This window comes from Agrobacterium sp. LMR679, from assembly GCF_027157905.1.
Classification (GTDB): domain Bacteria; phylum Pseudomonadota; class Alphaproteobacteria; order Rhizobiales; family Rhizobiaceae; genus Agrobacterium; species Agrobacterium leguminum.
The window spans coordinates 983,569-1,008,902 of the sequence record NZ_JAPVOJ010000002.1; the positions used below are offsets into that span (position 1 = coordinate 983,569).

The window sequence follows — 25,334 nt, forward strand, 5'->3', positions numbered from 1 at the left end:
CATCGGGAAAAATACCGATTGCGACTTGCCCACCCGCAAGCATCAATCTACCCATTGCGCAGGATCAACGCGGTGGAGGGCATTTCCGTTCAAAACCGGTGGCGGGCACGGAAAAGACCATGACGGATATCGACGCCATCATCATCGGAGCCGGGGTGATAGGGCTCGCGACAGCGCGTGAATGGGCGATGCGCGGCCTCTCTGTCATCATCCTCGAAAGCGGGAGGGAATTCGGCTCTGCCACCTCCTCCCGCAACAGCGAAGTCATCCACGCAGGGCTCTATTATCCGGCCGGAAGCCTCAAGGCCCGACTTTGCGTGGAGGGCAAGGAGCGGCTCTATGCCTTCTGCCAAAGCCACGGCGTTTCACATCGCCGCTGCGGCAAGCTCATCGTCGCCACGAGCGATGAAGAGGTGGCCATGCTCGCCACCCTGCGCGAAAAAGGCAAAGCTAACGGTTGCAACGACCTTGAGCTGATCGATGCGCGACAGGCGCTCCTGCTCGAACCCGCGCTCGCCTGCGTCGCAGCCCTGATATCGCCCTCGACCGGTATCATCGACAGCCACGGCTATATGCTGGCGCTGCTTGGAGACGCGCAGGATCATGGCGCGGCCCTTGCCCTGAACGCACCCTTCGAAAAGGCGGAGGCGATGGGCAATGGTTTCCGCGTTCATGTCGGCGGAGCGGAGCCCATCAGCCTGACATGCCGGCTGCTCGTCAATTCCGCCGGGCTTGTAGCACCCATGGTGGCGAGAAAGATCGAAGGATTGCCGGAGGATGGGATCCCGCAGGCGCGTTTCGCCAAGGGCAGTTATTTTTCGCTGGCCGGCAAGTCGCCCTTTTCACGGCTGATCTACCCCGCGCCGCACACCCATGGCCTCGGGGTGCATCTCACCCTCGATCTCGCCGGCCAGGCCCGTTTCGGGCCGGATGTGGAGTGGGTGGACACCATAGACTACGCGGTCGATCCCCGACGCATGGCGGGTTTTGGCGATGCGATACGGCGCTATTGGCCGGGCCTTCCCGATAACGCGCTGATCCCGGCTTATTCCGGTATCCGGCCGAAGATTTCCGGCCCGGACGAACCGGCCATGGACTTCCGCATCGATGGGCCGGAAACACACGGCGTTGCCGGCCTCGTCAATCTTTTCGGCATAGAAAGCCCCGGCCTCACCGCCTCGCTGGCGATTGCCGATGAGGTCGCGGCACGGCTCGAGGCCTGACCTCAGCCGAAACGGGACAGCGCGGCGGCCATGATATCCGGATCGACATTGCCGCCGGAAGCGACTGCGATCACCGTTTCGCTTTCCAGTTCATCGCCGTGGAAGAGGGCCGCCGCCAGCGCCACCGCACCACCGGGTTCGACAACGATCTTCAGCCGGTTGAAGGCGAGAACCATAGCCCGCAGCGCTTCCTCCTCGGTCACGGCAATGCCTTTTCCGCAGAGCCCGGCCATGATGGGGAAAGTAATGTTGCCGGGCTGCGGCGTGACGATCGCGTCGCAGATCGAGCCCGAGGTCGTGGCGTTACGCTCAATCTTACCCGCAGCAAGGGAGCGCGCCACATCGTCGAAGCGCTCCGGTTCCGACGTCCTGACCTTGTAGTTCGGCGCTTTTGCTGCGAGTGCCAGGGAGATGCCGGAGGTGAGGCCGCCACCACCGCAGGGCACCAGAACCTCGGCCGCGCCGATGCCCAGCTCCGCACCCTGTTCGGCAATCTCCAGCCCCACCGTTCCCTGCCCGGCAATGACCAGCGGTTCGTCATACGGCCTGATCAACGTCAGCCCACGCTCGCGCGAAATGCGATCTCCGATCGCATCGCGATCTTCGTTAGCACGGTCATAAAGCACCACCTCCGCGCCAAAGGCCCGGGTATTGTCGATTTTGATCTTCGGCGCATCCGACGGCATGATGATGACGGCAGGGACATTGTGCAGCCGGGCGGCAAGCGCCACGCCCTGCGCATGGTTGCCGGAGGAAAAGGCGATCACGCCCTTGGCGCGCACCTCCGCCGGCAGGCCGGAGACCGCCGACCAGCCGCCGCGAAACTTGAAGGAACCCGTTCTTTGCAGGCATTCAGCCTTCACGAACAGCTTCCGCCCGGCAATTTCGTCCAGAAACGGCGATGAGAGAAGCGGTGTGCGAACCGCATGGTTGCCGATGCGCCCACGCGCGGCCTCTATCATCGAAATATCTGTCATGTCCTGCCCCTGTGATGCGGATTTGCGGGTACATTAAGAGGTCGCAATCAATTGCGAAACCGCCCGGAAAAGAAAAATCCCCGGACGTGGCCGGGGATTTTTGTCCTATGTGATCAATGATTGTGCCGGGGCATCTTCTCGGCGATCCGGCGGAAATCCGCGGCCCCTTCCAGAACCGCGCCATCGGAAAGCTGGGTCACCGACTGGCGGTAGATGCGCTGCCATGGCGTCGCATCCGCGGGAACAGCGGGAATGCCGTCAGCCTTGCGGGCGGCAAGCTCGTCATCCGGCACCAGCGCATTGCACTCGCCCTCATTGAAATCGATGCGGATGACATCGCCCGTGCGGAGCCATGCCAGCCCACCGCCTGCGGCACTTTCCGGCGAGGCGTTGAGGATGGACGGGCTGTCCGCCGTTCCCGACTGCCGGCCGTCACCAATCGTCGGCAGGCTGGTGATGCCCTTTTTCAACAGCGCATCCGGCGGCTGCATGTTGACGACCTCAGCCGAACCTGGCCAGCCGAGCGGCCCCGCACCGCGAATGACAAGAATGGTGCGTTCATCGATATCGAGGGAAGGGTCGTTGATACGGGCGTGATAGTCTTCCGAACCATCGAACACCACGCATTTGCCTTCGAAAATGCCCTCGCGGCCCGGCTCGCTCAGATAACGCTGGCGGAATTCCGCCGAAATCACGCTCGTCTTCATGATGGCGAAATCGAACAGGTTGCCCTTGAGGACGAGGAAACCGGCGCGTTCCTTCAGCGGCTTGTCATAAGGCAGGATCACGTCACGGTCGGTGGATTCCCGGCCTTCCAGGTTTTCCGCCATGGTCTTGCCGGTTACAGTCGGACAGTTTCCGTCGAGCTTACCCGCCTTGAGAAGCTCCCACATGATGGCGGGCGTGCCGCCGGCGCGGTGATATTTCTCACCCAGCCATTTGCCGGCCGGCTGGACATTGGCGATGAGCGGAATGTCGTAACCGTGGACCTGCCAGTCCTCCTCGCGAAGCTCAACGCCCGCATGTTTCGCCATCGCTGCGAGATGCGGCTGGGCATTGGTGGAACCGCCGATTGCCGAATTGACGCGGATCGCGTTCAAAAATGCCTCGCGTGTCATGATGTCGGAAGGCTTGATGTTCTCGACAACCAGTTCGACGGCGCGGCGGCCGGTGCGATAGGCCATCTGGCCGCGCTCACGGTAAGCGGCCGGGATCGCACCGCAGCCGGTGAGCGACATGCCGAGCGCCTCCGCCATGGCATTCATCGTGGAAGCGGTGCCCATGGTATTGCAATGGCCGACGGAAGGAGCGGATTCGAGCGCCGCCTGCAAGAATTCCTCGCGGGTGATTTCGCCAGCACCGTATTTACGGCGCATGCGCCAGATGACGGTGCCCGAACCGACCAGATCGCCGTCATGATAACCGTCGAGCATCGGCCCGCCGGAAAGCACGATGGCCGGAATATCGACCGTGCTTGCCGCCATCAGTGCCGAAGGCGTGGTCTTGTCGCAACCCGTGGTCAGAACGACGCCGTCGAGCGGATAACCGTAAAGCACTTCCACGAGGCTGAGATAGGCAAGATTACGGTCGAGCGCCGCCGTCGGGCGCTTGCAGTTTTCGAACATCGGATGGGTCGGAAACTCGATGGGAATGCCGCCCGCATCGCGGATGCCGTCCCGCACCCGCTTGACCAGTTCCACATGGACGCGGTTGCAGGGCGTCAGGTCGCTGCCGCTCTGTGCGATGCCGATGACCGGCTTGCCGGAACGAAGCTCTTCCGGCGTCACACCGTAATTCATGAAGCGCTCGAGATAGAGCGCCGTCATGTCGAGATGGTCAGGATTGTCGAACCAGTCCTGCGACCGCAGGCGGCGCATCGGTGTCTTCTCGTCGCTCATAAGCCTGCCTTAGCCCTGTTCCCGGTTATTGAGTTTTTCGAGGTAGAGCAGGATGCCGCTATGGTCGATATCGGCACCACCGTCACCAACGAAGTCGTCGAATTCCCGCGTCACCTGCTGGGTAAGCGGCAGGTTGAGAGACAGATCCTTTGCCGTCGCCAGCACGCCATTCAGATCCTTGAGCTGGAACTTGGAGGGACCGCCCGGCACGAAATTGCGCTTCACCATGCGCTCGCCATGCAGTTCCAGGATTCGGCTTTCGGCAAAACCGCCGCGAATGGCGTTGCGGAACCCTTCGCGGGATGCGCCACCCGCTTCCACCAGCATCATCGCCTCGGCAACCGCGCCGATGGTGATGGCGACGATCTGCTGATTGGCAAGCTTGCAGAGCTGGCCGGCCCCCGAGGGACCGACGTAGGTGAGGCGGCCCATCGGTGCGAAAACATCCGCAAGACCCGCGATCAGCGCCTCATCGCCACCCGCCATGATCGCAAGCGTACCGGCAGTCGCGCCCGGCACGCCGCCGGAAACCGGCGCGTCGACATGATGAATGCCGAGCGCCTCAAGCCGGGAGGAATGTTCCCGCGCAATCGGCGGCGCAATCGAGCTGCTGTCGATGACGACCGCACCCTTTTTCAGCGCTTCGGCCACGCCTGCCGCAAACAGCACCTCGCCTACCGCCTTGCCGTCGCTCAGCATGGTGATGACGATATCGGCGCCGCTGGCGGCCTCCGCCGGCGATGCCGCGACAACCGCGCCATCGGCAACCAGCGCCTCGGCCTTATCGACGCTGCGGTTCCAGACCGTGACCGAAAAGCCGGCGCCCAGCAGACGCCGGGCCATCGGCCCGCCCATCAGGCCAGTGCCGATAAAGGCGACAGACCGCTTCTTCTCCTCCCGGTCGACACTCATTTCAGCGAACCTCCCAGCTCGTCCTCGATATGAACCTGAATGATCTCTTCGAACGAGCTTTCAGCCGTAAAGCCCAGTTCGCGGGCGCGCTTGGCCTCGAAACCGGGGGCCCAGCCTTCACACATGCGCATGATCATCTCGTTCGGCTCGCGGCGAATGAGGGCAACGGCCTTTTCGCCCGCGACCTTGCGCAGCGCTTCGATCTGTTCGCCGACGGTGGCGCTGAGGCCGGGCATCGACAGGTTGCGGCGCGGGCCGACCTTTTCGACGTCGATCGTTGCGCCATGGATAAGGAAACCGACGGCGGAACGCGGCGAGGCATGCCAGTGACGAATGCTTTCCGGCACCGGCAGAACCGCTTCCTGCCCGACCAGCGGCTCGCGCAGGATATTGGAGAAGAAGCCGGAGGCAGCCGCATTCGGCTTGCCGGGACGGATGCAGATGGTCGGCAGGCGAATGCCGATGCCGTCAAAGAAACCGCGACGGCTGTAATCGGACAGCAGCAATTCGCAGATCGCCTTCTGCGTGCCATAGCTGGTCAAAGGCGTGGTGTGGAATTCATCCGGGATCGGATAGGGGAGCGGCGCACCGAAGACGGCGATAGACGAGGTGAAGACCACGCGTGGCTTGTAGCCGTCCTTGCCATTGGCAATACGGATGGCGTCGAAGAGATAGCGCGTGCCGTCGAGGTTGATGCGGTAGCCCTTGTCGAAATCGAGCTCGGCTTCGCCGGAGACGATGGCGGCGAGGTGAAAAATGGCATCGGGGCGGGCTTCAATCAGCTTTTCGGCCTCACCCGGCGCGGAGAGATCGGCGGCACGCGCATCGACCTTACCGGAAAAACCGGCGGGCGCTTCGGGCTGGAACACGTCGATGAGCGTGAATTTGTCGATTGGCTTGCCGCCGAGCGATCCATCCTTGACGAGACGCTGCGTCAGCTTGCGGCCAACCATGCCTGCGGCGCCGATGATTGCGATATGCATGTCTTCCTCCTCTTTGTCCCGGCCATTCTCCCGAGACCGAAAAAACACCATCGGCCAGTCGACCGATAAATTAGCTTGTAAGGTTGTCTGATAACCTTATATGATCGGATTGAAAATAGTATTTTTTCACAAACCGGCAAAAGCAAGGGCGAAACAGCCCTGTCCGGAAATTTAGGGCGGATTGGACGGAGAGGGTGGAATGACAATCGTGAGCGAAACCGATATCGAGGAATTGCGGTTCTCGTTGAAGAACAGGCTCGGCGAGGCTTTGCTGCTGACATCGCAGGAAGACATGCTGCGCTATTGCCGCGACTGGCACGGCGATGTCACCAGCTCGGCCGTGGCCGTCATCCGCCCCCGCTCGACCAAGGAAGTCTCCGACACCGTTCGCGCCTGCGCGGAACTCGGCCTTGCCATCATCCCCCAGGGCGGCAACACCGGACTGGTGCTCGGCGGCATTCCCGATGCCCCCAAGCATCAGGTCGTATTGAGCCTCGAGCGCATGAACGCCATCCGCACAATAGATAGCGACGATTTTTCCGCCGTCGTGGAGGCCGGCTGCATTCTCTCGGAGTTCAAGGATGCGGTTGAGGACAAGGGCATGTTCTTCCCTCTGTCGCTCGGCGCACAGGGCAGCTGCCGCATCGGCGGCAACGTCTCCACCAATGCCGGCGGCATCAATGTCCTGCGCTACGGCATGACGCGCGAACTGGTGCTGGGTCTGGAAGTGGTCCTGCCCGATGGCACCATCTGGAACGGGCTGTCGACGCTGCGCAAGGACAATCGCGGAATCGATCTGAAGCAGCTCTTCATCGGCGCGGAAGGAACGCTCGGCATCATTACCGCCGTTGCTGTCAAGCTTTACCCCAATCCCGAACATGTCGAAACGGCACTGCTCGGCCTCAATTCGCTTGACGATGCCATCAAGCTCTACCGACGCGCACGCCGCGAATGCTGCGACCTGATGTCCGCCTTCGAATTCATGCCGCCTGTCGCTTTCACGCTGGCGATCGAAGCGATCCCCGACCTGAAAATGCCGATTGCCGGCGATTACCCCGCTTATGTGCTGATGGAAATTTCAGGCTCCGGTCTGGTGGACACGGCCGACCTGATGGGACGCTTCCTAGAGGGCGTGATGGAAGACGGGCTGGTGCTGGACGGCGTGATCGCTTCTTCACGGGCACAGGCCCAATCGCTCTGGCTGTTCCGCGAAGGCATGAACGAGGGCCAGGCGCTGCGCGGCGCGCATATGCGTACCGACATTTCCGTACCTTTGTCGAAACTCGCGGCTTTCGTGGCCGAAGCCGAGGCGGAACTGGCGGAAAAATTGCCGGAGTGCCTGGCGGTTTCCTATGGCCATGTCGGAGACGGCAACGTCCACCTCAACGTGCTGCCGCCGAACGGTTCGACACCGGAAGAGCGCGACGCCTTCATTTACAAGTCCAAGACACTCGTTAACGAGGTCCTCGACCGTTACGTCGGCAGCATCAGCGCCGAGCACGGCATCGGCCGCCTGAAACGCTCCGATTTCGAAAGCCGGCTATCCGACGTCCAGCGCCGGATGATCACCGGCCTGAAAAACACCTTCGACCCTGATTTGCGGATGAATCCCGGTTGCCAGATAACCCTGCAACCGGATAGCTAATCGAGGAACGGCAAAGGCGGCCGAAAACGCCGCCTTTGAAAACCCCGCTGACGGCGAAGGAGGAAGTCGCCTGCCGCGGGAAAACGAACCAATCGTTTCTGTGGAACGGGAGCAACCATGACGCTGGAGTTCAATCAGATACATCGCAACGACCATCTGCCCGGCCGGATCGCCGCGGAGATTGCGCGCGAAATCAATGATTCGAAGCTCGGACCGGGTGACAGGCTGCCGACCGAACATGTTCTGGCGAAAACCTTCGGCGTCAGCCGTTCGGTCATCCGCGAAGCGATCGCGCAATTGCGCAACGAGGGCTTTGTCGAAACCCGGCAGGGCGTGGGCGCATTCGTCACAGATCCCCGGCAAAGACTGTCCATCCGCATCGAACGGTCGCGGCTGAACGATCCGGAAAATTTTCGCGATCTTTTCCAGCTTCGCATGCCGCTGGAAATAGAGGCGGCGGGGCTGGCCGCACTGCACCGCAGCCCGCAGCAGCTGACGCGGCTGGCGGCAGCCTTGAAAAAGATGAAAACCGCCGATGACTGGTCGACGGAAGGCGTTGCCGCCGATCTCGACTTCCATCGCATTCTGGCGGAAGCGACTGAGAACGAATATTTCCTGATGTTCCTCGGCTTCATCGCGGAACGCATCAGCTCCGCCATAAACATTGCTTTTTCTCGTGCGGTTTTTGGTGAAATTCTCGAAGTGACGATCGCCGAACATGTGGCAATCTACGAAGCCGTCGAGAAGGCCGATGCCACTGCCGCCAAGAACGCCATGCGCAAGCACCTGATCGGCGCAGCCAGCCGGGTCAATCTCGAACTGGATATCTTCTGAGCAGAAATGAACACGCCGGCTAAGCTATACGACAGGTTTACGACTTTCCGGGAATTGAGACGCGAAACACGATAATTTTGTCGGCGAGGCCGCTAGACTCGTAGCAAAAGTCATACTAAGAAGAATGGGATTAGGTTGTCAGACATCCAGACAATAAGACCGCAGGAGGCGGCCTGTCGGATGCTGAAGGGGAGGACTATATGACCGGTACAAGGTCCATCGACGCTACCGCAATTTTGCCTGAAGATTTCGAAAACGCGCTGCTCGTCGGCCGCGTCTGGTCGAAGAGCGAAGGCGGCCCCTGCCCCGTCCTGCTGAAGGGCGGCGTGCTTTATGACCTCACTTCGATTTCCCCAACCATGTCCGAACTTCTGGAAAAGACGGATCTGGTTGAGCAGCTCGCCGACACCGGCACTTTCGTCGCACTCGGCGCACTGGAAGCTTTTCTGGACGGTTCCGCCGGCGAACTCCTTGCTCCCAACGACATTCAGGCCGTGAAGGCCGCCGGCGTCACCTTCGCCGACAGCATGCTGGAACGCGTGATCGAGGAACAGGCCAAGGGCGATCCGCTGCGTGCGCAGGAAATTCGCGGAAGGCTGGCGCCGGTTCTCGGTGACAATCTCAAGGGACTTGAGGCCGGTTCCGAAAAAGCTGCCGAAGTGAAGAAACTGCTCCAGGAAATGGGCCTCTGGTCGCAATATCTGGAAGTGGGTATCGGGCCGGATGCGGAGATATTCTCCAAAGCGCAAGCCATGGCTTCCGTCGGCTGCGGCGCGCTGATCGGCGTTCATCCGAAATCGCAGTGGAACAACCCGGAGCCGGAAGTGGTGCTGGCCATCACCTCCGATGGCCGCATCGTCGGCGCGACGCTTGGCAACGACGTCAACCTGCGCGACTTTGAAGGCCGCTCCGCCCTGCTGCTCAGCAAGGCGAAGGACAATAACGCATCCTGCGCAATCGGTCCCTTTATCCGCCTGTTCGACGGCAACTTCACCATTGAAGATGTGAAGAAGTCGCAGATATCGCTTCTGGTCGAGGGCGAAGACGGTTTCACCATGACGGGCGTCAGCCCCATGGAGGCGATCAGCCGCACGCCGGAAAACCTCGCTTCGCAGCTCTTGAACCGTAACCATCAATATCCTGACGGCGCCGTCTTTTTCCTTGGCACGATGTTCGCGCCGGTGAAGGATCGCCATGGCCCAGGCCTCGGTTTCACCCACTCAAAGGGTGACCGTGTCGAAATCTCCACGCCCAAGCTCGGTAAGCTGATCAACTGGGTCACCACGACCGACGAATGCCCGGAATGGACATTCGGCACCGCGGCCCTGATGCACAACCTGGCGAAACGAGGACTGCTCTAGATATTTCTTCGGGAGGGGAAAATGCAAAAGACCATCAATCTCTTTTACCGGATTCTCGAAATCATTCTCGTCCTGCTGCTCGCCGGCATGTCGATCATGGTCTTCGTCAACGTCGTCATGCGTTATACGATGAATTCCGGCATCAACGTCTCGGAAGAACTGTCGCGTTATTTCTTCGTCTGGCTGACCTTCATCGGCGCCGTGCTGACCTTCCGTGAGAACAGCCACATGGGCATCGAAACGCTCGTGATGTTTCTCTCCCGTCGCGCCCGCATCGTCTGCATGATCGCGTCGAACATCATCATTCTGGCCTGTTCCGCCATCTTCTTCTGGGGCACCTGGAAGCAGTCCGGCATCAATGCCAGCATGCATGCACCGGTCACCAAGCTTTCGATGATCTGGGTCTATGGCGTCGGCATGTTCACCGGCGGACTGATGTTCATCATCGCGCTGGAGCGCCTGTACCGTCTTTTGACGGGTCGCGTCACGGAAGACGAAATCGCCCAGTTCGCGGGCGAGAACCTGACGATCGAACAGCTTTCGGAGCGCTGATACCATGACACTTCTCGTTTTTATCGGCTCTCTGCTGGGAGCCATGGCGATTGGCGTTCCCGTCGCTTTCTCGCTGATGTTCTGCGGCGTCGTGCTCATGTGGTACATGGGCATGTTCAACACCGCGATCATCGCCCAGAACATGATTTCGGGCGCAGACACCTTCACGCTGCTCGCCATTCCCTTTTTCATTCTGGCTGGCGAACTGATGAATTCCGGCGGCCTGTCGCGCCGCATCATTGATTTCGCCATTGCCTGCGTCGGCCATATCAGGGGCGGCCTCGGCATCGTTGCCATCGTCGCAGCCATCATCATGGCCAGCATCTCCGGTTCGGCGGCAGCCGATACCGCAGCTCTTGCCGCAATCCTCATCCCGATGATGGCCAAGGCCGGTTACAATATTCCGCGCTCGGGCGGCCTCATCGCCGCAGGCGGCATCATCGCCCCGGTCATTCCGCCGTCCATGGCCTTCATCGTTTTCGGTGTCGCCGCCAACGTCTCGATCACCCAGCTGTTCCTGGCAGGTATCGTTCCCGGCATTCTGATGGGCATTTCGCTGATCGTCGCCTGGCTGATCGTGGTGCGCAAGGACAACATCAAGCCGCTGCCGAAAACCACCGCCAAGGAACGTCTCGTCGCCACCGCGCGTGCCGGCTGGGCGCTCGGCATGCCCGTCATCATTCTGGGCGGCATCAAGGCCGGCATCATGACGCCGACGGAAGCCGCCGTCGTGGCGGCCGCCTACGCGCTTTTCGTCGGCATGGTGATCTACCGCGAACTGAAGCCGGCGGATCTCTTCCACGTGCTTCTGCGCGCCGCCAAGAGCACCTCGATCATCATGTTCCTCGTCTGCGCAGCGCTCGTCTCCGCATGGCTCATCACGGCAGCGAACATTCCGAACGAAGTCGCAAGCTATATCGAGCCGCTGATCGATCGTCCCATGCTGCTGATGGTCGTCATCATGGTGCTGGTCTTCATCGTCGGCACCGCGCTCGACCTGACGCCGACCATCCTGATCCTCACGCCTGTTCTGATGCCCATCATCAAGCAGGCGGGCATCGACCCGGTCTATTTCGGCGTTCTCTTCATCATCAACAACGCCATCGGCCTGATTACCCCTCCGGTCGGCGTGGTTCTCAACGTCGTCAGCGGCGTCGGCCGCATCCCGCTCGGCAAGGTCACGATCGGCGTCTGGCCGTTCCTCGTTGCCGAAACCATCGTCCTGGCGCTGCTGGTGATTTTCCCGGACATCGTCCTCGTACCGCTGCAGTATCTTCGTTAATGCAACCTGCTTCTCGAACACAATCCAAGGGAGGATATTATGAGAAAGCTTCTTCTGACCACCACGGCAATCGCATTCGCCGTTGGCGCCGCAGCTCCGGCAATGGCCGAATTCAACAGCCGCAATATCCGCGTTTCGAACGGTATCAACCAGGATCATCCGGTCGGCAACGGCATCAAGGCCATGCAGGCCTGCCTCGACGACAAGTCCGGCGGCAAGCTGAAGCTGACGGCATTCTGGGGCGGCGCTCTCGGCGGCGACCTTCAGGCAACCCAGGCCCTGCGCTCCGGCGTTCAGGAAGCCGTCGTGACGTCGTCCTCGCCCCTCGTCGGTCTCATCCCGTCGCTCGGCGTCTTCGACCTGCCGTTCCTCTTCGCCAACGCCAAGGAAGCCGATGCCGTCATGGACGGCGCCTTCGGCGACATGATGAACAAGAAGCTGGAAGAACAGGGCCTCGTAAACCTGGCCTACTGGGAAAACGGCTTCCGCAACCTGTCGAACTCCAAGCATGCCGTGAACAAGTGGGAAGACTTCTCAGGCCTCAAGGTTCGCGTGATGCAGAACAACATCTTCCTCGACACCTTCCAGAACCTCGGCGCCAATGCAACGCCGATGGCCTTCGGCGAAGTCTTCTCGGCGCTGGAAACCAACGCGATCGACGCGCAGGAAAACCCCTATGTGACGATCGACACCTCCAAGTTCTACGAAGTGCAGAAGTACATCACCGAGACGAACCACGCCTATACGCCGTTCCTCTTCCTCTTCTCCAAGCCGATCTTCGACAGCTACACGCCCGAAGAACAGGCCGCCCTGCGTGAATGCGCAGTCGTCGGCCGCGACGAAGAGCGCAAGGTCATCCGCGAACTGAACCAGAAGTCGCTGGAGAAGATCAAGGCTGCCGGCCTCGAAGTGAACACGCTGTCTACAGAAGAACAGACCCGTATCCGCGAAAAGTCGATGGTCGTCTACGAAAAGCACAAGGCTGAGATCGGTGCAGACGTCGTCGACGCCGTTCTGGCGGACCTGAAGAAGATCCGCGGCCAGTAATCCTTGCCGGATACAATTGAAAACACCCGGAGGTTCCGCCTCCGGGTGTTTTTGTTTGTGAAAATCACAGGTGGAAAAAGGCTGCCGAAGCAGCCTTTCCAGAAGATCAGGACGCAGTGCGGTTCTGCCGGTTGGCGATAAGGTCTTCGACCACTGCCGGATCGGCGAGCGTCGACGTATCCCCCAGCGCACCAAAATCGTCCTCGGCGATCTTGCGCAGGATGCGCCGCATGATCTTGCCGGAGCGGGTCTTGGGCAGGCCCGGCGCGAACTGGATCTTGTCGGGTGTCGCAACCGGTCCGATCTCGTTGCGCACGTGCTTCACCAGCTCCTCGCGCAGCGCATAGTCGCCATTCTGGCCCGCCATCAGCGTGACATAACAATAAATGCCCTGGCCCTTGATGGCATGCGGGTAGCCCACCACGGCCGCCTCCGAAACGAGGTGGTGCGACACCAGCGCCGATTCCACCTCGGCGGTGCCAAGGCGGTGACCGGAAACGTTCAGCACGTCATCGACGCGGCCGGTGATCCAGTAATAGCCGTCCTCGTCACGCCGGCAACCGTCGCCGGTGAAGTACTTGCCCTTGTAGGTCGAGAAATACGTATCGACAAAGCGCTGATGATCGCCATAGACGGAGCGTGACTGGCCCGGCCAGCTATCGATGATGCAGAGATTGCCGTCGGCGGGTCCTTCCAGCACATTGCCCTCGGCATCGACGAGCTGCGGCTGCACGCCGAAGAACGGCCTTGTGGCCGAACCCGGTTTCAGGTCGGTCGCGCCCGGCAGCGGCGAAATGAGAATGCCGCCGGTTTCCGTCTGCCACCAGGTGTCGACGATCGGGCTCTTGTCCTCACCGACCACATGGTAATACCACTCCCATGCTTCCGGATTGATCGGCTCGCCGACCGTGCCGAGAAGCCGCAGGCTCTCGCGCGAGGAGCGCTGGACGAACTGGTCGCCCGCCCCCATCAGCGATCTGAGCGCCGTCGGCGCGGTGTAGAAGATATTGACCTTGTGCTTGTCGATGACTTCCCAGAAGCGGCCCTGATCCGGGAAATTGGGAACGCCTTCGAACATCAGCGTCGTCGCGCAGTTCGCAAGCGGCCCGTAGACGATATAGGAATGGCCGGTGACCCAGCCGACATCGGCCGTACACCAGAAAACCTCACCATCCTTGTAGTCGAAGACATATTCATGCGTCATCGACGTATAGACGAGGTAGCCGCCCGTTGTGTGCAACACGCCTTTCGGCTTGCCGGTGGAGCCGGACGTATAGAGGATGAATAGCGGGTCTTCCGCCCGCATCTTCACCGGCGGGCAATCCGGCTTCACGGTAGCGATTTCCTGATGGTACCAGATATCGCGGCCGGGCGCCCAGCCGGTCTTGCCGCCGGTGCGGCGCACCACCAGAACCTTGTTGACGATGACATATTGTTTGGCGGCGATATCGATCGCCTTGTCGGTATTTTCCTTGAGCGGGATCGGCTTGCCGCCGCGCACGCCCTCATCGCAGGTGATGACGAAGGTGGACTGGCAATCGACGATGCGGCCCGCCAGCGCTTCCGGCGAGAACCCGCCGAACACGACGGAATGGATGGCGCCGATGCGAGCGCAGGCGAGCATCGCGTAAGCCGCTTCGGGTATCATCGGCATATAGATGGTGACGCGGTCGCCCTTCTTGACACCGTGCTTCTTCAGCACATTCGCCAGACGGCAGACATAGTCATAGAGCTGGTTATAGGTGATCTTCTTGTCGATATAGGGGTTGTCGCCTTCCCAGATGATCGCCGTGCGCTCGCCATGCGTCTTCAGATGCCGGTCGATACAGTTATAGGAAACGTTCGTCAGGCCGTCCTCGAACCACTTGATCGGCACCCTGCCCTTGAAAGACGTGTTCTTGACCTTGGTATAGGGCTTGAACCAGTCGATCCGCCGGCCGTGCTTGTCCCAGAACTTTTCCGGATCCTCGACGCTCTCCTGATACCATTTCTGGTAACGCTCATTGTCGATGAGCGTGCGGGCCTTCGCCGATTTGAGAACCGGGTAGATTTTGGCAGACATGAACTCCTCCTGGAACCGATATGGCTTATGACGTGGCCCGAGACTCCCACCTCAGGCATGTGTTGAATTCATAGCAGTTCAAATCCGCACGGCAATTAGACAAAGGTCATTTGTTTCGCAAAGAATTGCAATTCTGATGCAATGCGGCTATAGAGCCCCCATATCCCGGAAATTAGTGGTTGATACCCACGGCCCGCGACACCGGCGCGGACGGACAGAAGGACTGTATCTATGGCTCAACAATTGCTCATGCCAAAGGCTACGGCTGTATGGCTGGTTGACAACACCGCGCTGTCGTTCGATCAGATCGCCACGTTCTGCAAACTGCATCCGCTTGAAGTCAAGGCGATTGCCGACGGTGAAGCCGCACAGGGCATCAAGGGTCTCGATCCGATTGCAACCGGACAGCTCTCCCGCGACGAGATCGCCCGCGCCGAAGCCAATCCCAACCACAAGCTCAAGCTTTCCGAGCCGAAGGTTCGCGTACCGGAATCCAAGCGCCGCGGCCCGCGCTACACCCCGGTTTCCAAGCGTCAGGACCGTCCGAACGCCATTCTCTGGCTCGTTCGCAACCACCCGGAACTGAAGGATGCGCAGATTTCGCGTCTCGTCGGCACCACGAAATCCACCATCGAGCAGATTCGCGACCGTACCCACTGGAACTCGGCCAACCTGACGCCGATGGACCCGGTGACGCTCGGCCTCTGCAGCCAGATCGATCTCGACCTCGAGGTCGAACGCGCATCGCGCGGCCGTCCGCTTCCGACCGCGGAAGAACTCGACAATACGCTGCAGCCGGCAACGGCGACGGAAGGCCTGGACTACAGCTTCCAGCGCGAGGAAGACGAGCAGATCGACGCCGATGCGGTCTTCAAGAAGCTCAGCTCGCTGAAGTCTACGCAGAAGGACGAAGACGAGGACGATCACTACTGATCGAACGTCTTTTAGAGTTTGAAAACCCGGCCTCAGCGCCGGGTTTTTTATTTGCAGCCTTATCGCGTACCGAAGATCGCCGAGCCTACACGGACACTCGTTGCGCCGAATTCCACGGCAGTTTCGAAATCGCCCGACATGCCCATGGAAAGCTTCTCAAGCCCACATTGTTTGGCAAGCTTCGCCAGAAGCGCAAAATGCGGACCCGGATTTTCATCCGCCGGCGGAATGCACATCAGTCCTTCGACCTGCAATTTCAGCTCATCCCGACAAAAGGCGACGAATGCAACTGTCTCACGCGGATCGATGCCCGCCTTTTGCGGCTCAAGCCCGGTATTGACCTGCACATAAAAACGAAGGCTGCGACCCTGTTTGCCGCATTCCTCGGCAAGCGCGCGGGCGATCTTCTCCCGGTCGACGCTCTGCACCACATCAAACAGCGCCACGGCATCCGCCGCCTTGTTGGACTGTAGCGGGCCAATCAGATGCAACTCGATATCAGGCGTCTTCTCTTTCAGCGCTGGCCACTTGCCCTGCGCTTCCTGCACGCGGTTCTCGCCGAACACGCGCTGGCCGGCATCTATGACCGGCTGAATCGCCTCCGCCTCGAAGGTCTTCGAGACCGCGACGAGGGCAACATCCGTCGCCTTGCGTCCGGATTTTTCCGCAACATCGGCAATGCGCTGCCTGACATCCTCGAGACGTGCTTCGATTTCCATCACAAGACCTTCATTTGAACCATTCGCAACGCTAACTAGACGCCGATTGCCTTGATGCCAAGCGGGTTTAGCACCATTTGAGGCACGCTGGCCAAGATTGAACGCCCGAATGCCCCGCCAAACTTGACGCCCCGGTCGTTTCATGGTGAAGGTCAGCGCAAATTTTTCCCCTCGATACCCGGAATTCTAAACAATGGCCATCGAACGTTACAATCCTCGCGACGCCGAGCCGCGCTGGCAGCAGAAATGGAACGAAGACAAGGTTTTCGTCACCGACAACAGCGATCCGCGCGAGAAATATTACGTTCTGGAGATGTTTCCCTATCCGTCGGGACGCATCCACATGGGCCATGTCCGCAACTATGCCATGGGCGACGTGGTCGCCCGCTACAAGCGCGCGCGCGGCTTCAACGTCCTGCACCCGATGGGCTGGGACGCCTTCGGCATGCCTGCCGAAAACGCCGCCATGCAGAACAAGGTTCACCCGAAGGACTGGACCTACCAGAACATCGCCACCATGCGCGGTCAGCTGAAATCCATGGGCCTGTCGCTGGACTGGACCCGCGAATTCGCCACCTGCGACGTGGAATATTACCACCGCCAGCAGGCGCTGTTCGTCGATTTCATGGAAAAGGGCCTGGTTTATCGCAAGCAGTCCAAGGTCAACTGGGACCCGGTCGACCATACGGTTCTCGCCAATGAGCAGGTGATCGACGGTCGCGGCTGGCGCTCCGGCGCGCTGGTCGAGCAGCGCGAGTTGACGCAATGGTTCTTCCGCATCACCGATTTCAGCCAGGACCTGCTGGACGAGCTGGATACGCTCGACCAATGGCCGGAAAAAGTGCGCCTGATGCAGAAGAACTGGATCGGCCGCTCCGAAGGCCTGTCGCTGCGATGGCAGACGGTTGCCGGGACAGTGCCGGAAGGTTTCTCCGACATCACCGTCTATACGACGCGACCGGACACCCTGTTCGGCGCATCCTTCCTGGCGATTGCCGCCGACCATCCGCTGGCGAGAGAACTGTCCGCGAACAATCCGGTGATTGCCGAGTTCTGCGACGAATGCCGCCGCCATGGCACCTCGCTCGCAGCGCTCGAAACGGCTGAAAAGAAGGGCATCGATACCGGCGTCAAGGTCGTGCACCCGCTGGATCCCAGCTGGGAACTGCCGGTCTATGTCGCCAACTTCGTGCTGATGGACTATGGCACCGGCGCGATCTTCGGCTGCCCGTCGGGTGACCAGCGCGATCTGGATTTCGCCCGCAAATACGGCCTGCCGGTCGTGGCCGTCGTCGCCCCTGAAGGCCCCGATGCTGCAAACTTCACCATCGATGATACCGCCTTCACCGATGACGGCGTGATGATCAATTCCGGCTTCCTGAACGGCATGAAGACGGCTGACGCCTTTGAGGCGATGGCGCAGAAGCTTTCTGCGCAGACGCTGGGCAACACGCCGCAGGCCGAGCGCAAGGTCAATTTCCGCCTGCGCGACTGGGGCATTTCCCGCCAGCGTTATTGGGGCTGCCCGATCCCGGTCATCCATTGCGAAGTCTGCGGCGTCGTTCCGGTTCCGAAAAAGGACCTGCCGGTCAAGCTGCCCGACGACGTGACTTTCGATGTGCCCGGCAACCCGCTGGACCGGCACCCCACCTGGCGTCATGTCTCCTGCCCGCAATGCGGCCATGACGCGCGCCGCGAAACCGACACGATGGATACTTTCGTCGATTCCAGCTGGTATTACACCCGCTTCACCGCGCCGTGGGAAGACGCACCCACCGATCCGAAGGTCGCCAATCACTGGCTGCCGGTTGACCAGTATATCGGCGGCATCGAGCACGCGATCCTGCATCTGCTCTATTCGCGCTTCTTCACCCGCGCCATGCGCGAAACCGGCCATGTCGGCGTCAAGGAACCCTTCAAGGGCCTATTCACGCAGGGCATGGTGGTGCACGAGACCTATAGCCGCGGCGAAGGCACCGCACGCGAATGGGTGCCGCCGGCCGAACTGAGGATCGAGGAAAACGACGGCACGCGCCGCGCCTTCCTGCTCTCTTCCGGCGAAGAGGTGAAGATCGGCTCCATCGAAAAGATGTCGAAGTCGAAGAAGAACGTGGTCGACCCCGACGATATCATCGCATCATACGGCGCCGATACCGCACGCTTCTTCGTGCTGTCGGACTCTCCGCCCGATCGTGACGTCATCTGGTCCGAAGCCGGGGTGGAAGGCGCAAACCGATTCGTCCAGCGTGTCTGGCGCATCATCGGCGAAGCGGCGGAAGAACTGAGAACCGTCCAGCCGAAGCCTGCGACCGAAGGCGAAGGGCTGGCGGCCTCCAAGGCGGCGCACAAGACGCTGAAGGCCGTTCAGGAAGATCTGGACAAGCTCGCCTTCAACAAGGCCATCGCCCGCATCTACGAACTGGTCAATGCGCTGGCCGGCCCGCTCGCCGATGTTGCTTCTGGCGGCAAGCCTGATGACGTCAAGGCGGCCGCGCGCGACGCCGTCGAAATCCTCATCCGCATCATTGCCCCCATGACGCCGCATCTGGCGGAAGAATGCTGGTCCGCACTGGGTAATACGAGCCTCGTGGCCCAGACGCCATGGCCGGCCTTCGTCGCTTCGCTGGTCGAGGAAAACGATGTGGTCATGCCCGTGCAGGTCAACGGCAAGAAGCGTGGCGAATTGACAATTGCGCGCGATGCGGATCAAGATGCGGTCCGCACGGCCGCCCTTGCGCTGGATGCCGTCAAATCCATTCTTGCCGGTGGCGAGCCCAAGAAAGTCATCGTGGTTCCGCAGAGGATTGTGAACATTGTTGTCTGACGTTTTTTCAAGATGGGGCCGCGTCGCGGCAGCGATTTCCGTCGTGACGATGGCCGGTCTTCTGGCAGGCTGCCAGGTGCGCCCGCTTTATGGGGAAGCTTCCGGAACCAAGGAAAGACTGGCGGCCGTCAGCGTCTCCGAGACCGGCGGCAGAGTTGGGCAGGAAGTCCGCAACCAGTTGATCTTTCTGATGTCCGGCGGCGCTGGCGAACCCGCCACGGCGCAATATAACGTCAAGATTTCCGTAAGCTCGAGCGCCACGTCAACGGAAGTGCAGAATTACGACCTGACGACCCGCGCGAACAACAATTACGATGGCCCTTACCCCGGTCGTGTCGTGATGAGCGGTCAATATGTGCTGACACGCGTTTCCGACGGTCAAATCCTGCGCTCTGCACGGCGTAGTGTGACGGCGCAGGTGGACCTGCCGCAGCAGGAATTCGCCAAGATCCGGGCAACCCGCGACGCCGAGAACCGTGCGGCCCGGGAACTGGCTGAAATCATCCGCACCGATATCGCCGCCACGCTCGGCCGCTGAGAGCGGCGGCCGTGACGGAGATAAAGTCCCATGAATTTGAGCGCTTCGCCGAAAATCCGGCGGAGCGCTTTCGCGTTTTCGTCCTTTACGGCCCGGATCGCGGTCTCGTGTCGGAACGCGCAGGCGTCATCGCCAAAAAGACCGGTATCGATCCCGATGACGCTTTCGCATCGCTGAAACTGACCGCGTCCGATCTGCAGGGCGACCCGGGCCGTCTGCTCGACGAGGTGAATGCCATCGGCCTTTTCGGCGGTGAAAAACTCGTCTGGGTCAAAGGTGCTTCGGCCGAAAAGGCGCTGGTGGATGCGCTCCAGATTCTTGCCGAGACACCGCCGGAAGCGAGCTTCCTCATCATCGAAGCAGGCGACATCAAGAAGGGTACGGGGCTGCGCAAGATCGCAGAACCGGCGCGCTCCATCGCCGCGATTCCCTGTTATGCCGACGATGCGCGCTCATTGAACGCATTGATCGATCAGGAACTCTCCGCCGATAATCTGCGCATTGCGCCAGCCGCAAGACAGAGGCTAATCGAATCCCTGGGTGGTGACCGCATCGCCTCGCGCAACGAAATCCGCAAGCTGGCGCTCTATTGCCGTGGAGCCGACGTGGTCGAGGAAGACGATGTGCTGGCGATCATCGGAGACGCCAGCACGGTTTCCGCAGACGATGCCGTAGATGCCATTCTGAAAGGCGACAGAAACGCCTTTTTTCACGCGACGCAGAAGATCGTCTCTTCGAAGACCCCGATCTTTCTTGTGCTCCAGGGGTGCCTCAAGCAATTCCAGTTGCTCGACCAGATGCGGGCCGAAATGGATGAGAAAAAACTGCAGGCCGGTCAGGTCATGCAGACACTTGGACGCCACATCCATTTCCGCAGAAAACCCATCATCGAAAGAGCGCTGCGAACCTGGCAGCCAGCGGCGATAGCCCGCGAGATGAACCGTCTGCAGGCCGCCATCCTGCAAAGCCGTCAGCGGCAAAGCCTGGAGGAAAGCGTGGCCCTTCTGACATTGCTGTCGACCACGCTGCAATCCGGCCGCGGCGGATAAGGCCCAGCAAAAAGCCCTCGCGCTGCTGCTGCGAGGGCTTTTTAAATCATGGTTTCGCCGTCAGGCCGTAAAAACTCAGTCGCCCTGTCCGGGCTCGGCGGAGAAATAAAGCTCGAGCTTGCCTTCGACACCGTCCATTTCCTTGGCTTCCGGCATCGGGTCGCGCTTGATCGTGATATTAGGCCAGATTGCCGCGTATTCGGCATTGAGCTTCAGCCATTTGTCGAGACCCGGCTCCGTATCGGGCTTGATGGCTTCGGCGGGACATTCCGGTTCGCAGACACCGCAATCGATGCATTCATCGGGATTGATCGCGAGGAAATTTTCGCCCTCGTAAAAGCAGTCGACGGGGCAGACCTCAACGCAATCGGTATATTTGCAGCGGATGCAATTGTCGGTCACGACATATGTCATGATGAACTCCAGAATATGCAGGCCGGGTCTGTGGGCTTCGGAACACAAGCCGTCGCCCGGAATTCAGACAGGGCAATTTCGCAAGTGACGTAATGCCTTTGCTTACAGATAGCAAGGATAAACAATTCTGAAAAACGGGGGCGACCTAGAGGTTTATTCTAATCTCTGCTTCCGTCGCTGTCAGACAGAAACCTGTCGAGCGCCCTGCGCTCTTTTTTAGTGGGACGCCCGCTGCCCGGCTGACGCAATGCCTGCTCGAGAGGTGTCAGCCTGTCGGAAGGTTCCCGTGGCGGCGTCTCGTCATCATAGAGAAGTCGGGCTTCCTCATAGGGTCCACGCCGTGTTCCGCCGGACTTGACGACGAGCACCTTGTCCATCCGCTCGAAGCCGATCTCCAGCCTGTCGCCCGCCTTCACCACATGGCTGGACTGGCGAATGGCAATACCGTTAACCTTGACGTGGCCCGACTGAATGTAGCTCTGGGCAAGCGAACGGGATTTGGCCATGCGGGCAAAGAACAGCCACTTGTCCAGACGCTGACGCGTGCTTTCCAGTGGCTGTTCGTTGCTTCCCATGGGCTTACTTCTTCAGCTGCTCCTTGAGAGCAGCCAGCTTTGCGAAAGGCGAATCCGGATCGAGCGGCTTTTCCTTGCGCGGCGGCTTGGCTTCGAAGCGCTGCTGACCCTGCGGCTTTCCGCCACGGTCATTGCGTTCCGGCCGGTCCTTGCGCTCCCCGCGATCATGACGATCATTGTTGCGGTTGTTGCCACGGTCCGGACGGCCGCCATCGCGCTTGCGCTCACCGTCGCCACCGCGATTGGCAGCTTCGCGGTTTGCACCGTCACGATTGTCGCGACGACCTTCACCACGGCGCTCGCCCTGTTCGCGCGCTCCTTCACCACGGCCCTGACCGCGATTGCCGGGACGACGGTTTTCGCCACGCTGATTTTCGTTGCGACCACCCGGACGCCACAGAAGAACGGGCTTGGGCTCGGCGGCCTCAGCGCTTTCCGGCGCAGCCTCGGCTGCGACAGCCTCTTCGCCTGCAGCCTCCGCAACCGGCGCCTCGACAGCTTCGCCTTCGACAGCAGCAGCCGTCTCGGACACCTGTTCTTCGGAAGCCGGCTCGTGTTCCTCGGTCTCGACGCTCTCCTCTTCAGCCGTCGCCGCTTCTGCGGCAGCCGGAGCAGAGGCACCGGCGTGGCTGGCGAGGAAGGCCTGCGCCTCTTCCGCCGTCACCTGATCGGCGCGGTAACCGAGGCCCTTCAGAATTTCTTCCATGTCGTCAAGCGTCGCGCCGAGAATGGAAAGCATGGCGGTCGTGGTCGTGAAACGGCGACCGTCATAGGCGCCTTCCGGGCGCGGCTGCTGACCGGGTTTCCACTGCAGCAGCGGGCGGATGAGATCGGCCAGACGCTCGAGAATGTCGATACGCACGGCGCGCTTCCCGAGGAAACGGAAACCGGCGAGCTTGTAGAACATGCGCTCGAAGCTGGCATCGGTGACGACCGATGTACGACCTGCGGCCAGCACCGGAATGAGATCGCCGTAACCCGGCTTGCCGAGACCGTCATTCTTCAAAGCCCAGAGCAGCGTCACAAGCTCCGCCGGGGCGGGCTTGAGAAGCGCAGGCAGGAAAACGTGATAGGCGCCGAAACGCACGCCGTAACGGCGCATCGAAGCGCGCGCGTCCTGATCGAGAGACTTCACGTCTTCGGCAACGTCGCGGCGGAACAGCACGCCAAGATTTTCCACGAGCTGGAACGCCAGACCCTTCGCCAGACCCTGAAGGTCCTCGGCGCGGGAAATATCGTCCAGCGGCTTCAGCACTGTCGCAATCTGATGATTGACGAAACGCTCGACGCGCGCCAGCGCGTGATCACGGGCATTGCCGTTCAGCTGCTCGTCGGCAAGCAGGATCACCCGTGGCTTCATGATGTTGTCGCCGGCCGAAAGGCGGGCAACCGGTTCGCCCAACCAGCGAACCAGACCATCGGAGCTCAAAGCGAGATCGCCATTTCCACTGGCATGCAGACGCGCGGCACGCGCCTCGAATTCGAGCGCGAGCGCCTTCTGCGCCGCAGCCTGCACGGCCTTCTGATCCGGCCCTTCCATTCCCGGCACCGGCGTGAACCGGAACCCGGCCAACTGGCCGACGTGATGGCCTTCTACGAAGACATCACCATTTACACTGATTTCAGCTTCAAGCATCGCATTCTCTCTCAGGCGCCTCATGAGCACAGATGTCCTGCGATCAACAAAGCGTTTCGTCAACCTTTCATGTAGCGCATCGGACAATCGATCCTCGATTTCCCGAGTCTTTTCTTGCCAGTGTGTCGGATCGGCAAGCCATCCTGGGCGGTTCGATACATAAGTCCATGTTCTGATCTGCGCAATCCTCGCAGACAAGGTATCGATCTCTCCATCCGTCCGGTCGGCGCGGCGCACCTGCTCGGCCATGAAATCCTCGTTCACCGCCCCGCGTTTCACGAGGTCGAAATAGAGCGTGGAGATCAGGTCCGCGTGCTGGGCAGGGGCAATGCGGCGATAGTCGGGAAGCGCGCACGCCTCCCAGAGTTTTTCCACCCGCGAATCGGTCGTCGTCACATCGATGATCTCGGGATAACGCGACAGATATTCCAGCGCCTGCTGGTCGATGGCCGGCAGGGCGCGCGAAAGTCCCTGGATCGCCGGCGCGGCATCGAGGCTCAGACGCAGATTGGCGATGGAGGAAAAATCGAAATTTTTCGTCCGCCACTGCAGAACCTTCACCGCATCGAACTGATGGGTTTCGATCCGCTCCACCAGCTCGTCATCGAACGGATCGACACGCCCCGTCACGCCGAATGTGCCATCGCGAAGATGGCGGCCGGCGCGGCCGGCGATCTGGCCGATCTCGCCGGGATTGAGATTGCGGAACTGATAGCCGTCGAATTTGCGGTCCTGCGCGAAGGCGACATGGTCGACATCGAGGTTGAGACCCATGCCGATGGCGTCCGTCGCCACCAGATATTCGACGTCGCCGGATTGGTAGAGCCCCACCTGCGCATTGCGCGTGCGCGGCGAAAGCGCGCCCAGCACCACGGCAGCGCCACCGCGCTGGCGGCGCACCAGCTCTGCGATGGCATAGACCTCATCGGCGGAAAAGGCGACGATCGCCGTGCGTTGCGGCAGCCGGGTGATCTTCTTCTGTCCCGCATAAAAAAGCTGCGACAGACGCGGGCGTTCCACAACGGTAATTCCCGGCAGCAGCTTTTCGAGGATCGGGCGCATCGTGCCGGCGCCAAGCAACAGCGTTTCCTCCCGCCCGCGCAGATGCAGCACCCGGTCAGTGAAGATGTGCCCGCGTTCGAGATCGCCCGCCAGCTGCACCTCATCAATCGCGACGAAGGCGGCCGTTGTTTCGCGCGGCATGGCTTCCACCGTGCAGACGGAATATTTGGCTTTGGGCGGTGCGATTTTTTCTTCGCCGGTAATCAGCGCCACATTCGGCGCACCCACCTTTTCAACGAGACGGGTATAGACCTCCCGCGCCAGAAGACGCAATGGAAGGCCAATGACACCGCTGCCATGCGCGACCATCCGCTCGATCGCGTAATGGGTCTTGCCGGTATTGGTGGGGCCGAGAACGGCCGTGACACCGCGGCCGCTCAGGATCATGGGGCGAAAATTCAACGTACTATCCGCGAATCGACTTCATCTGCTTGCCGTGCACCGCCATTGCTGATGGGGCCGCACGCACCACACATGGCAACGCCCGAAGACAAAGGCAATAGGCCTCACCCGCAAAGTGGCGCAGGGCGACCAGTCGACAGAATTTTCCGTTCAGATTCAGTCAGTTGAACAAACAAAAAGAATCCGGCGAAAATGAAATCGATTCGGCTGCGGAACAGTCTGCGAACGAATCGAATACGAATCGCTGACTCGACGGGATTCAGCTTTTGTTCTCCGCAATATCTGGTTGGCCGGGGCGCAGACCATACCAGATTATGAATCCGGATAAGTCCTTGGCCGGATTCGGCTTTACGGCAAAGCCTCCGGGCAGGAAATCCCGGAATCGGCTGTCAAGCGGCAATCCCGG

The 25,334-nt window shown here is 60.6% G+C and carries 20 protein-coding genes; 11 read left to right on the forward strand and 9 right to left on the reverse strand.

Annotated elements, in window-relative coordinates:
• The first annotated feature begins 119 nt into the window (after positions 1-119).
• Positions 120-1,223 (forward strand): NAD(P)/FAD-dependent oxidoreductase, encoded by a 1,104-nt coding sequence (locus O3W47_RS15495; RefSeq protein WP_262534192.1) that lies wholly within the window; start codon positions 120-122, stop codon positions 1,221-1,223.
• 2 nt (positions 1,224-1,225) lie between these two features.
• Here O3W47_RS15495 and O3W47_RS15500 read toward each other — a convergent pair whose 3' ends face one another.
• The 4 genes from O3W47_RS15500 to denD form a co-directional block, all read right to left on the reverse strand.
• Positions 1,226-2,200: a threonine ammonia-lyase gene (locus tag O3W47_RS15500; RefSeq protein ID WP_262534194.1), complete on the reverse strand. Its 975-nt coding sequence runs from the start codon at positions 2,198-2,200 to the stop codon at positions 1,226-1,228.
• A 113-nt stretch (positions 2,201-2,313) separates the two neighbouring features.
• The gene (locus tag O3W47_RS15505; RefSeq protein WP_137004095.1) at positions 2,314-4,098 is read right to left on the reverse strand and encodes an IlvD/Edd family dehydratase; all 1,785 of its coding nucleotides are present in this window, start codon (positions 4,096-4,098) and stop codon (positions 2,314-2,316) included.
• Positions 4,099-4,107: 9 nt separating this feature from the next.
• Positions 4,108-5,010, reverse strand: coding sequence for an NAD(P)-dependent oxidoreductase (locus O3W47_RS15510; protein ID WP_262534195.1), 903 nt, complete (start codon positions 5,008-5,010; stop codon positions 4,108-4,110).
• Positions 5,007-5,993: a D-erythronate dehydrogenase gene (gene denD, locus O3W47_RS15515; RefSeq protein WP_137452616.1), complete on the reverse strand. Its 987-nt coding sequence runs from the start codon at positions 5,991-5,993 to the stop codon at positions 5,007-5,009. The genes O3W47_RS15510 and denD overlap by 4 nt, the downstream gene beginning before the upstream one ends.
• Positions 5,994-6,192: 199 nt before the next feature.
• Here denD and O3W47_RS15520 point away from each other — a divergent pair, with 199 nt between their 5' ends.
• The 6 genes from O3W47_RS15520 to O3W47_RS15545 all read left to right on the forward strand — a co-directional run bounded on the left by O3W47_RS15520 (position 6,193) and on the right by O3W47_RS15545 (position 12,714).
• Positions 6,193-7,638 carry an FAD-binding oxidoreductase gene (locus tag O3W47_RS15520; protein WP_080815539.1) on the forward strand — a complete coding sequence of 482 codons (1,446 nt, stop codon included), beginning with the start codon at positions 6,193-6,195 and terminating at the stop codon, positions 7,636-7,638.
• A 117-nt stretch (positions 7,639-7,755) separates the two neighbouring features.
• A complete protein-coding gene (locus O3W47_RS15525; protein ID WP_269314093.1) occupies positions 7,756-8,472 on the forward strand; it encodes a FadR/GntR family transcriptional regulator in 717 nt (238 codons plus the stop codon).
• 200 nt (positions 8,473-8,672) lie between these two features.
• On the forward strand, positions 8,673-9,833 hold the full coding sequence (locus O3W47_RS15530; protein ID WP_269314094.1) for a fumarylacetoacetate hydrolase family protein: 1,161 nt from the start codon (positions 8,673-8,675) through the stop codon (positions 9,831-9,833).
• A 21-nt stretch (positions 9,834-9,854) separates the two neighbouring features.
• Positions 9,855-10,385 carry a TRAP transporter small permease gene (locus O3W47_RS15535; RefSeq protein ID WP_080815535.1) on the forward strand — a complete coding sequence of 177 codons (531 nt, stop codon included), beginning with the start codon at positions 9,855-9,857 and terminating at the stop codon, positions 10,383-10,385.
• A gap of 4 nt (positions 10,386-10,389) precedes the next feature.
• A complete protein-coding gene (locus O3W47_RS15540; protein WP_080815533.1) occupies positions 10,390-11,667 on the forward strand; it encodes a TRAP transporter large permease in 1,278 nt (425 codons plus the stop codon).
• Positions 11,668-11,706: 39 nt separating this feature from the next.
• Positions 11,707-12,714 carry a TRAP transporter substrate-binding protein gene (locus O3W47_RS15545; protein ID WP_127756499.1) on the forward strand — a complete coding sequence of 336 codons (1,008 nt, stop codon included), beginning with the start codon at positions 11,707-11,709 and terminating at the stop codon, positions 12,712-12,714.
• A 106-nt stretch (positions 12,715-12,820) separates the two neighbouring features.
• Here the strand turns inward: O3W47_RS15545 and acs are convergent, their stop codons facing one another.
• A complete protein-coding gene (gene acs / locus O3W47_RS15550; protein ID WP_003520300.1) occupies positions 12,821-14,776 on the reverse strand; it encodes an acetate--CoA ligase in 1,956 nt (651 codons plus the stop codon).
• A 231-nt stretch (positions 14,777-15,007) separates the two neighbouring features.
• On the opposite strand from acs, the gene O3W47_RS15555 reads away from it, so the two are divergent.
• Positions 15,008-15,709 (forward strand): DUF1013 domain-containing protein, encoded by a 702-nt coding sequence (locus O3W47_RS15555; protein WP_003520299.1) that lies wholly within the window; start codon positions 15,008-15,010, stop codon positions 15,707-15,709.
• 59 nt (positions 15,710-15,768) lie between these two features.
• On the opposite strand, the gene O3W47_RS15560 is transcribed toward O3W47_RS15555, so the two are convergent.
• Positions 15,769-16,428, reverse strand: coding sequence for a YggS family pyridoxal phosphate-dependent enzyme (locus O3W47_RS15560; protein ID WP_170985809.1), 660 nt, complete (start codon positions 16,426-16,428; stop codon positions 15,769-15,771).
• Positions 16,429-16,621: 193 nt separating this feature from the next.
• On the opposite strand from O3W47_RS15560, the gene leuS reads away from it, so the two are divergent.
• From leuS to holA, 3 genes are read left to right on the forward strand one after another with little or no spacing between them, the layout of a single operon-like run.
• Positions 16,622-19,252, forward strand: coding sequence for a leucine--tRNA ligase (gene leuS / locus O3W47_RS15565; RefSeq protein ID WP_269314095.1), 2,631 nt, complete (start codon positions 16,622-16,624; stop codon positions 19,250-19,252).
• Entirely contained in the window at positions 19,245-19,790 is a 546-nt protein-coding gene (gene lptE, locus O3W47_RS15570) for an LPS assembly lipoprotein LptE (protein ID WP_269314846.1), read from the forward strand. The genes leuS and lptE overlap by 8 nt, the downstream gene beginning before the upstream one ends.
• Before the next feature lie 11 nt (positions 19,791-19,801).
• Positions 19,802-20,839 carry a DNA polymerase III subunit delta gene (gene holA / locus O3W47_RS15575; protein WP_137452611.1) on the forward strand — a complete coding sequence of 346 codons (1,038 nt, stop codon included), beginning with the start codon at positions 19,802-19,804 and terminating at the stop codon, positions 20,837-20,839.
• Positions 20,840-20,914: 75 nt separating this feature from the next.
• On the opposite strand, the gene fdxA is transcribed toward holA, so the two are convergent.
• The 3 genes from fdxA to O3W47_RS15590 all read right to left on the reverse strand — a co-directional run bounded on the left by fdxA (position 20,915) and on the right by O3W47_RS15590 (position 24,913).
• Positions 20,915-21,253: a ferredoxin FdxA gene (fdxA, locus tag O3W47_RS15580; protein WP_003520294.1), complete on the reverse strand. Its 339-nt coding sequence runs from the start codon at positions 21,251-21,253 to the stop codon at positions 20,915-20,917.
• 158 nt (positions 21,254-21,411) lie between these two features.
• Complete coding sequence (locus O3W47_RS15585) at positions 21,412-21,828, reverse strand: RNA-binding S4 domain-containing protein (protein ID WP_269314096.1); 417 nt, start codon at positions 21,826-21,828, stop codon at positions 21,412-21,414.
• Positions 21,829-21,832: 4 nt separating this feature from the next.
• On the reverse strand, positions 21,833-24,913 hold the full coding sequence (locus tag O3W47_RS15590) for a helicase-related protein (RefSeq protein ID WP_269314847.1): 3,081 nt from the start codon (positions 24,911-24,913) through the stop codon (positions 21,833-21,835).
• Positions 24,914-25,334: the final 421 nt, after the last annotated feature.